Raw genomic sequence first — 3,245 nt, forward strand, 5'->3', positions numbered from 1 at the left:
ATCTGGTCAGCCCCCTCTCGGACTGAAGCGAAAAGCTTTTTCATAGCAAATAAAAATGGACTAACTAATTGGAATTAGGCTCTAAATTTTCTTAATTTTTTAATACTTAGTATACTTATTGATACCCCAAAATTTATGTAGGTTTTCATGGATTTTTCTCTATCCAAAAAATATGAGAAATCCAAATATCTAATTATTCCAGTAATAGTAATCATTATTTCAAGGAGTTGCAGACAAATGGTTGATATTCAAAATGTTTTTAAGAAAATCGGACTCGAGTTCGACCCTGACTCTGGAGCATATGTTCATAACAAAACAAATATTCCCCTTACAGTCCACTACGAACACGACACGGAAACCATGGTTCTGCTAGATCAGACAAAACTTCCCTACGAGTTTACAGTATGGAAAACGCAGGATTATCGCAAAGCCGGTATTCCTGGCATTAAGGGTATGATTGTCCGGGGGAGTCAGGCCATAGGGTGCGCCGCAGGATACGGAATGCTACTGGCAGCCAATGAATACAAAAATGAGCAAAAAGAAAATTTCATAAAAAAATTGAGAGAAGCTGCTGATTTCTTAAATGAAACTAGACCGACAGCTTCACCCTTAAAATGGGCAACCGATCTGTGTCTTAAAGTAGCGGAAAAGTCTATTAGTAAAAATGGTAAAGTAGGTGAAGCGGTTGAGGCTGTAAGGTATGCTGCAGACTATTTTCTAGCTGCGGATCTCATACTAAGCTGGTACTTGCGTCAAGATGGGAAAAAGCATCTAGAGGACGGAGATGTGGTTATGACTCACTGTAATGGTGGAAGCATGTCTTCAAGTTACGGTGGCCACGCATTGGGAATGCTAGAAGAGGCCTATGTTGAGGGAAAAGACATAATTATGGTTTCCAAGGAAACTCGCCCTCGAAGTCAAGGATACAAATTAACAGTATGGGAGTTAAACAGAGCCCAGATGCCCATAGTGATTGTAACTGACAACATGATATCATCAGCCTTCGAACGTTTTGGGGTCAACAAGGTTCTTCTGGGAGTGGATAGAGTAGCTAGAGACGGGTCGGTGGCAAACAAAATTGGATCCGCCGACATCGCTAGAGTAGCAGACCTTTATGGAAATGTAGACTTTTACTACGCTACCTCATATAGTACTATCGATTTAGAAACTAAGAAGGGGAAAGACATACCAATAGAAGAACGAAGTATAGATGAAGTAACATACTTTTATATATTGGAGGCAGAGGACAAGAGGAAGAACAAAGTGATCAGCGAAAAAAGTCTAAAAGAGTGGCCGCCAAAAAATATTATTACAAATAAAAAGGTCCCCGGAAAAGGGGAGATAGTAATATATAATCCGGCCTTCGACGTTACACCCCCTAAACTAATTGACCTAATAATAACCGATATTGGAGTCTATGCACCACACCAAATTAAAACCCTGACCAATGAAAAAATGAATCAGATTGTAAACAAAAGATTGGAAAAGCAGGGGGTCAAAGTCCCAGAAATCATAATAGAGTAAACTACCAGAATCAACTCCCAAAATTCAGAAAATATAAATAAGAATCTAATCGGCGCTTTCTCCATACTTTTCCAGAAAAGACTTAAGTTCATCCCCATAATCCGCTTCGACTCGAAGATCAATGATTTTTTTACCCTTCCTACCAATAACCGGGATACTATCTTTTTCCACCACTTTTACCGATGAGGGTTTAAACCAAACCTTACCACCAAATCGGTCAGACAGACTCTCAACTTGACTGGACGTGAGCAAGTCTGAGTCAATGAAAACATCTATGCGATCTAATCCGGATGAATCCTCAGTCACCACCACTAAATAATCTCTAACACCCTCATAGCTAAAAATTGCCGAATCGATGGCAAAAGGGCTTGTAAGAGTCCCCTTAATCTTAACCAAACCGTCCAAACGAAACTCAGGAGGCATAACTCTCCGAGTGATACGACCACAGGAACAGTTACCACCCACTATGTAGGAACTATCCCTTGAACAAAACCTAATGGCCAAAGTGCCGGTTCTGGAAATAGTAGTGTAAACCATCTCTCCTCTTTCACCCGCCGCCACTCTCTCATCAGTTTCCGGGTCAATAACCTCCATTAAAGAAAGATCCTCCGGCCAGTGTACACCGTATTTCTCCTCACACTCTCCCCCACTACCCACCTCCGTCAATCCATATCCAATCCTGAGGTCAATATCCCAAATATCCTCAATACGCTTCCTCTTACCCTCCGGAACCGGCTCCCCAAGAGCGTACCCCCTACTAAGTGAACTTTCTCGAGGATCCTCACCAAACATCTCTTCGTACAAAGTAGCCCACTTCAATATAAACTGGGGAATACCAATGATCCCGGTAGGGCGATAAAAGTGAATCATATCCGCCTGCTGTCTACTGGTTGCTTGTTTACCCGCAGGGACAACAACAGCACCAATCCCCCTCAAAGCCTCGTGAAAACACAACCCCGCGAAAAAAAGCCCGTAACTCGAAGTTTGGATTATGGTATCTCCTTTTTTGAAGCCTGCTGTTAGCAGGTTTCGGGCTTCGTTGGAGGTTTGAACTTCTACATCATTGTTGGTGTACCCCACCACTGTTGGTGTGCCTGAGGTTCCTGAGGTTGTGTGAAAGACTGATAAATCTTTGTAATCGGCGATTGCTGCTCTGTAGTCTTTGACGATGTCTTGTTTGCTGGAGAAGGGTAGCTTTTCTAAATCGTTTATGCTTGTGATGTCTGCTGAACTCAGTCCTGCTTCTTTGAACTTTCTGCTGTATAGTGGTGTTTTAAATGCCAGTTCCATTGTGCGTTTGAATTTCTTTTCTTGAAGGCTTAACAATTCCTCTCTGGACATATCCGGTTCCATAAACATACCAACCACATTTAACATTAAGATGAATTAGGTTCAGTTAGAGGGAAGTAAAGAATCAGAATTCCCTATGTTTCAATATGGCTATAAATCTTTTTTTCAATTTTTAAAATTCTCTTAATAAGGAAGAATATGAATGCCTGATGAATTTGGAGTTTTAGCAATATTTTAAATTAAAGTGTGAATGATTCTCGTGCTGGGATGGAATATTCTGGTTGGAAAAGGAGAGCAAACATAATTTTTGGTGCGAAACAATTTAATGGAAGTTAATTTTATTGTTGGATTAACTTTGAAAGGTTCATAAAACCGGTCTGTAGAAGTTAGGGACATTTGTCACCCCTTGCTGTTAATTGGTAGGATGTCCT

General features: G+C 40.9%; 2 protein-coding genes. One reads left to right on the forward strand and one right to left on the reverse strand.

All coding sequences use genetic code 11. The features are described from left to right. The first annotated feature begins 237 nt into the window (after positions 1–237). Complete coding sequence (locus ACUVXA_RS18635; protein ID WP_445872792.1) at positions 238–1,524, forward strand: s-methyl-5-thioribose-1-phosphate isomerase; 1,287 nt, start codon at positions 238–240, stop codon at positions 1,522–1,524. A 45-nt stretch (positions 1,525–1,569) separates the two neighbouring features. On the opposite strand, the gene ACUVXA_RS18640 is transcribed toward ACUVXA_RS18635, so the two are convergent. Next, on the reverse strand, positions 1,570–2,883 hold the full coding sequence (locus tag ACUVXA_RS18640; RefSeq protein ID WP_445872793.1) for a phenylacetate--CoA ligase family protein: 1,314 nt from the start codon (positions 2,881–2,883) through the stop codon (positions 1,570–1,572). Positions 2,884–3,245 lie beyond the last annotated feature (362 nt).

It is taken from the genome of Candidatus Jordarchaeum sp. (assembly GCF_052745115.1).

Excerpts from the sequence above, each read along its gene's own strand:
- ACUVXA_RS18635 (WP_445872792.1), top strand. The coding sequence starts at position 238 with ATGGTTGATATTCAAAATGTTTTTAAGAAAATCGGACTCGAGTTCGAC.
- ACUVXA_RS18640 (WP_445872793.1), bottom strand. The coding sequence starts at position 2,883 with ATGTTTATGGAACCGGATATGTCCAGAGAGGAATTGTTAAGCCTTCAA.